This is a genomic window from Nostoc sp. (genome assembly GCF_054880495.1).
Genome location: NZ_JBTYKD010000029.1, coordinates 1 through 6,394 on the forward strand (window position 1 = coordinate 1; position 6,394 = coordinate 6,394).

Annotated in this window: 6 protein-coding genes and 1 pseudogene; 2 read left to right on the top strand and 5 right to left on the bottom strand. The window is 41.5% G+C overall.

The window, feature by feature from the left end:
- Positions 1-21: 21 nt before the first annotated feature.
- Both ACYTXL_RS03310 and ACYTXL_RS03315 read right to left on the bottom strand, forming a co-directional pair.
- Positions 22-402, bottom strand: a complete 381-nt coding sequence (locus ACYTXL_RS03310; RefSeq protein WP_461923483.1) for a DUF6464 family protein — start codon at positions 400-402, stop codon at positions 22-24.
- Positions 403-530: 128 nt separating this feature from the next.
- Positions 531-2,042: a hydroxysqualene dehydroxylase gene (locus ACYTXL_RS03315; protein WP_461923484.1), complete on the bottom strand. Its 1,512-nt coding sequence runs from the start codon at positions 2,040-2,042 to the stop codon at positions 531-533.
- 545 nt (positions 2,043-2,587) lie between these two features.
- On the opposite strand from ACYTXL_RS03315, the gene ACYTXL_RS03320 reads away from it, so the two are divergent.
- Both ACYTXL_RS03320 and modB read left to right on the top strand, forming a co-directional pair.
- On the top strand, positions 2,588-3,490 hold the full coding sequence (locus tag ACYTXL_RS03320) for a class I SAM-dependent methyltransferase (RefSeq protein ID WP_461923485.1): 903 nt from the start codon (positions 2,588-2,590) through the stop codon (positions 3,488-3,490).
- 188 nt (positions 3,491-3,678) lie between these two features.
- Positions 3,679-5,484, top strand: coding sequence for a molybdate ABC transporter permease subunit (modB, locus tag ACYTXL_RS03325; protein ID WP_461923486.1), 1,806 nt, complete (start codon positions 3,679-3,681; stop codon positions 5,482-5,484).
- A gap of 12 nt (positions 5,485-5,496) precedes the next feature.
- Here modB and ACYTXL_RS03330 read toward each other — a convergent pair whose 3' ends face one another.
- The 3 genes and pseudogenes from ACYTXL_RS03330 to ACYTXL_RS03340 form a co-directional block, all read right to left on the bottom strand.
- Positions 5,497-5,799, bottom strand: a complete 303-nt coding sequence (locus ACYTXL_RS03330) for a hypothetical protein (RefSeq protein ID WP_461923487.1) — start codon at positions 5,797-5,799, stop codon at positions 5,497-5,499.
- Positions 5,800-5,868: 69 nt separating this feature from the next.
- Positions 5,869-6,048, bottom strand: coding sequence for a hypothetical protein (locus ACYTXL_RS03335; RefSeq protein WP_461923488.1), 180 nt, complete (start codon positions 6,046-6,048; stop codon positions 5,869-5,871).
- A gap of 91 nt (positions 6,049-6,139) precedes the next feature.
- Positions 6,140-6,394 (bottom strand): annotated as a pseudogene (locus ACYTXL_RS03340) (hypothetical protein); the annotation flags it as partial.

Genomic DNA, 6,394 nt, shown 5'->3' on the forward strand with positions numbered 1-6,394 from the left:
CAAACTCCTGTACAGACGCGATTAATCGCGTCTCTCCAAACTCCTAACTTCTAACTTTTCATAAAAGCGGCAAGATTTGCAAGGGCCATCTGGATTGACTGCACAGCGAATAATTTCTGAATGAGCATTATAGCAGCAGGTGGCATCACCGATTACCCAACGTCCCGCTACCAAACTTTTCTCAGATGGTCGTTTTGCCGACTGTACATAAATCGCAATATTATGCAAGCGGTAGCGCCCAGATTGAAGTTGGTATCTATGGCGGCGCTCTAAAACCGCATAGGTTTTACCTTGAAAATCGAGATAGTTTCCGGGTTGGGGTGTCCAATCAAGTTGCACTCTGCCAAGAGACTCACGCGGATGCATCAGAATAACCTCGGTTTGTAAAGAGTCTGGCTCCATAAGCTATGTTATTTGATTTACATTATGCGATCGCTTTCTTTAGCTTACCGAATTTAGATTACAATTAATAGTTCACTCTTATTGTGAGAAATATACAGTCGGGATGCACAACTTTGCTACCCTATAGATTAGGGCAACCAAAAGTTAGGTAGGATAGATTTGGCGAAGTCATGCCAAGTTTGGTTGAGCGATCGCGCGACTTGTATATGCACTTCATCCTCTTCTACAGCTAAAATCTCAGATGGCTGACCTTCTCCCAAATAAGACACCACCAAATTCGCCGCCTCCAAACCAGTAACATAAGCCTTTTCCTGTGACCAGGAACCATGACGGTTTACAATCCAATCGCCACTCATAAACACATTCTCAAAACTTGTCTTAGGGGGTAACATATAACGATAGCTACCAGGTGCAAAGTGAGTCACTGCCTGAGATAAGCGAATTACACTGCTATCAATTATCTTTGCCTCTCGAAATGCTGGCACACAAGTTGCTAAATAACCCTGAATTATTGGTAAAATCTCCTGATCACTCAAACCCAGAAACTGATTAGCGTGATAAAAATCGGCTTCAATCACTGTTCCCGGTTCATCCCGATATTCATCATGTAAAGCATTCAAATCAAAAAACGTCCAACCTGTAGTTGCGTCGAATCCAAAACAGGCATTAGAAGGACGAGGAATATCAATTTTCTGGTCAAACCATAGTCGCGTTGCTAAAACATCAATTGCTCCTAAATTGCTCAAATTACGGAATTCTTCACGGCTTTGTAAACTAGGGCTAGTTGAGACGATTTTCTTCATCCCCGTGATTCCAACCGCAAAAATCACAGCATCTGCTTCAATTACTTCATCACCGCAAACCACACCCTTTGCTCGATGATTACTATCAACAATTAAGTCTGTAACTCGGCGCTTGGGCAACACTCGCGCACCAGCTTTTTCAATACGTTCCACCCAAGGACGAAATATTTTTTCCCCGACAGTTCCCCGACACCAAACTACATCAAAATCCGGTTGATGAGCCAGAATAAAAAAGTAAAGCATCCCTAAAGTTGCTGCGGCTGAACATTGTTCACCAGGGGCAAACAAGCCCACTAATAACATTGGTTCAAAAGCCTCGCGGTAAAGCCGTGCCGAAACATTAAAGTCTTTGAATAATTCACGGGCAGTTACAAAGTCATAGCGCCGCCAAGCTGCATCAGAATTGTCAAAATCAACAACCGCATAAAGTAAAGGTAGGGCGCTAAGACGGTCAATTAGTGGCAGCCGCTTAAACTGAGTGTAGAGAAAAGTTCCTAGTGGGGAGGGGAGTCGCGGTAAGTCTTGAAAAATCGGTGATTCAACTTCCAAACCTGCTGGCGAATATTGGGAAGAACGAGTCCAAGTAGTAAAAGGATTAATTTCTAATTCATTGATTAGGGAAAAAATATTTTTGTAAGGATACCAAAAGCCATGAATGCCAGCTTCAACAGATTTTCCGGCGGCTGTTTGCCAACCTGCCACCAATCCACCGGGATAGGGTCCTGCTTCTAAAAGTGTTACATCATAGCCTTGTTTTGCCAAATGGTAGGTTGCTCCTAAACCAGCCCAACCTCCACCTACAACTACCACCCGTTTTTGTTGTAACCCTTCTACCATCACAGCCTCCAATTGTTGCAGTCCATCAGCTAATGTATCCGAACTTATGTTCTGAATCAGGCGACGGTTTGCTATTATAGCGGTTTTGCTTTGGATGCAATAGGGGCTTTGGTAGCACAGCTATCATGCGTGTTAACTTAGGAATAAGAATTAAATAACATACAATTTATGTCCCTGGCTTACCTCACCCTCAATCCCTCTCCTTATAAAGGAGAGGGAAGCTAGATATAGGATGAAGTTTTGCATTTTATTTAATCCACGTTCCTTAACATTAAAAGGGCTAATGGAATTCCCCTAGCTCTGAAGAAAGGCTAAGTAAGTAGGTGAGAATAAATCAAAGTAGATTAAGTAATGTAAAAAATCTTGATATGAGTTCGTACTGAGGGCTGAAGCCCTCAAATTAGGACTAAAGTCCTTACTACAAACCTTGAATTATTCACGCCGCTCTACTTAAGTGAAGGAGTTCAGTAAAAATCACTTGCGGTTCATGCTGAGTTAAGAGTATAACAGAAAACAGACTTAACTATTCATGAGGAATAATCATAATGACTCAATTAGCAAATGGAAAATTCAGTCTAAATAACTTTGAATTACGAGATGGCATTTATTTTCCTAGTGACTATGAACAGTTGAATAATACTCAACATAAAAAAACATGGGACGCAATTGGTAAAACATATTATGGTTCCCAAAAAATTGAAAAAGTTGCAGATACATCGCCGATAAAACAAGATTACACTCTGCTAACTGGCACGCCTGGAGGTACTTGGAATAAATTCCCGTTGAATAAATCTGTTGGTTCTATTTTAGAGATTGGTTCTGGTTATGGTCGCGCACCTTTGCATCTTTCTAAAGCGAAAAATCTGAAATGTGAAAAATATTATGGGATTGATATTTCTGAGCCTTTGTTGCGGCGGTTAATCAAGGTTAAACAAGAATATAATTTTTTCCCAGAAGCTGAATTTAACTTGATTTGCGATTCTGCTGAAATATTGCCTTTAGAAGATAATTCTATAGATTTGGTCATTTCTAACTGCGTCTTTATGCATATCCCAGATGCACAATTAAGAAAATTGTTGGCTGACATAGTTCGCGTACTAAAACCTGGCGGAATTTTTGTTTTTAATCATTCCTTTCACAACAAATCCTGTCCTTCTCATATTATCCATAATTTTGTGAGAAAGCTGAACCCATTTGTGAGAAATCCAGTTTATCTCAAACAATATTCCGCCTCTGAAATAGAGGAAATGTTAGCTACTGCTGGGATGAAAACGAAATGTCCACAATACATTGTCGAACCAACGCAAGAATATGCAATTTTGCCGGAAACTATTAAAGGAATTCCAGTACCATTTGCTAATGCTATCAATAGAAGTCTCAAGCCATCAGGTAGTTTAAAGGAAACTTTGGCTTATGGTTTTAGTGCCTACAGCAGTCAACTGGATTAATTACAGCTATTTTTATCTATTTGAATTACACCTGTCGTAGGGGCACAGCATTGCTGTGCCCCTACAGCATTGTCTAGTTTTGGCAATTTTCTTTATTATTTGTTAGGTAATTTACCAACTTTTACCAACATATTGGAAATAAAGTTGGTAAATTATGGATTAGTTGAGCTAATTCTTCCCAGACAACTATGCCATTGGATTTATCGCCTCTTTGGATATCACTCAAAACTTCATTACTTGCCACATTTATCACCTACTTCTTGGGTATTGCTGCTGCCTACTGGATGCTGGGATATCGTGGCAAAGGTAAATCGTTGATTGAGGGTATTTTTATTGCGCCATTGATTTTGCCCCCCACAGTTGTCGGTTTCTTGTTGCTGCTATTTTTTGGGAAAAATGGCCCCGTAGGGAAACTCATGCAGACTTTTGACTTCACCATCGTCTTTACTTGGTATGGTGCAGCGATCGCAGCTACTGTAGTTTCTTTCCCTTTAATGTATAAAACTGCACTGGGAGCCTTTGAACAAATAGATGGTAATCTGCTGCGAGTAGCCAGAACCCTTGGTGCAACTGAAGCCACAATCTTTTGGCGCATCAGTTTACCTCTAGCAGTATCTGGGATTGTAGCCGCCACAATGCTAGCTTTTGCCCGTGCTTTGGGAGAATTCGGGGCGACGTTGATGCTAGCTGGTAACATTCCCGGACAAACGCAGACAATCCCAATGGCGATTTATTTTGCTGTGGAAGCGGGAGCAATGAACGAGGCTTGGTTTTGGGCGATCGCAATTATGGTGATTTCTCTATCTGGAATTATTGCAGTCAACTTCTGGCAAGAATTGAGGGAAAAGAACAGGGGAGTGGGGGGACAAGGGGGACAAGGGGGACAAGGGAGTGAATCATCTTTATTGTCTGCACCTTCGTCAGCAGTTGGACTTTTTGTAGACATCGAAAAACAACTGCCGAGTTTTCATCTCAGGGTGTCTTTTAATAGCAATGATCAGCCTTTGGGATTGTTAGGGGGTTCTGGAGCAGGTAAGAGTATGATTTTGCGCTGCCTTGCGGGGATAGAAACGCCCAGTAGAGGACGCATAGTTTTAAATGGCAGAGTCCTGTTTGACTCCGAACAAAGAATTAATCTACCCAGCCGCGATCGCCGCATCGGTTTTTTAGTGCAGAATTATGCGCTTTTTCCACATCTGAGTGTGGCGCAAAACATCGCTTTCGGCTTGCCCAAAAAACTATCTGCTGGGAGTATTAGAGTGCAGGTAGAGGATCAACTAATAGCGATGCAGTTGCAGGGATTAGGCGATCGCTATCCGCACCAACTCTCTGGGGGTCAACAACAACGGGTAGCCTTAGCCAGAGCATTGGCAAGTCAACCGGAAGCATTGCTTTTGGATGAACCTTTTTCCGCGCTTGACACCCATCTACGTAGTCAATTAGAGCAGCAAATGACAGAAACTCTAGCTGACTATCAAGGTGTGACTCTATTTGTCACCCATAATATGGAAGAAGCTTATCGGATTTGTCCGAATCTGTTGGTATTGGAGCATGGTAGAGCCATTCATTATGGCAGCAAACATGATATTTTCGAGCATCCTACTACCGTTAGTGTCGCCCAACTTACCGGATGTAAAAACTTCTCCCGTATTGTTCCCCAGTCATCACAACAGGTAGAAGCGACTGATTGGGGTTGTACTCTTCAATTAATTGAACCAATCAAGAGCGAATTATCCCACGTCGGCATTCGTGCCCATCAGTTCATTTTTACCAACGACTCATCACAGGAAAATACCTTTCCCTGCTGGGTAGTACGCACAAGTGAAACGCCCCATCGAATGACGTTGTTTCTCAAATTACATTCGCCTGCCAAGAATTCTCAAGATTACCATCTGCAAGCTGAAGTTTTCAAAGAAAAATGGGCGACGATGAAAGACCAACCTTTTCCTTGGTATGTGCGTTTAGATCCCCTGCGCTTGATTTTGATGGAATGAATCCCCACAGCGCTAAAGCTTGTCATCCTTATGATGATTGCGAATCAGGTAAGCTTTAATTTCGCGCACTTGGTTTTCAAGCTCTCTAATGTGATTTTCCAGATCCTCGAAGCCCGTCGCTATGCCGGTAGAAATTTGCGATTGATTATTTACGAGATGGTTAAAGTCACGTTTATCATTAAGGGCTTTTTCGGCTGATTCAATTCGCTTTTGAGTAGCTTTCTCTCGGTGGCCAAGCCACAAAAGTAGCCAGCCGATAAACGAACTAAAAAGAGTCAGCAGAAAAGCTGCAAGTTTCGGATCAAATTGCTGCATTTTATTTAGAAGAGAAAGATTACAGAAGTAAAATTTAAGCTACTTCTGTAATCACTGTTTGTGTTTTATTTAGTGAATTGGAGCTTGGCTGTCCTGCCCTGAGTCTGAGGGTGCAACCAGAATATCAGTAGGTGGCGAAGGCTGAGGATGGGTAGAAGCAACTTGTTGAGATTCAAAAGCCACTAGCTCTTCAAAAATCGTCGAAATGCCTTGAAAAAGTTGATTCAAAGTAGCAAGAGTTATTCGCATATATTCTCCAAAAATCACACGTTTTATAGCAACATTTCACTAATAAATAATGGAATGTTACTGTAAAAATTCTAGAAAATCTAGAATTACCTCATGGCGCTGGAATTACTGCCGCCTTAATAGCATCTAAATCCTGCTCTACAATGGTGCTGTTATCTCCGTCGTATTGATAAATGGCTAAATTGCACGAGATAAACCACTTAGGAGAATGAATTTTTAGCTGATAATTATTTGATAAATTGTCAGAAATGACCAGATTGAATCGATCTAAAAACAATGGCTTTGGATCTTCGATGTATATTTCTCCTAAAGATGAACTAGCAAAGCGGTAAAGACTGCCAGCATA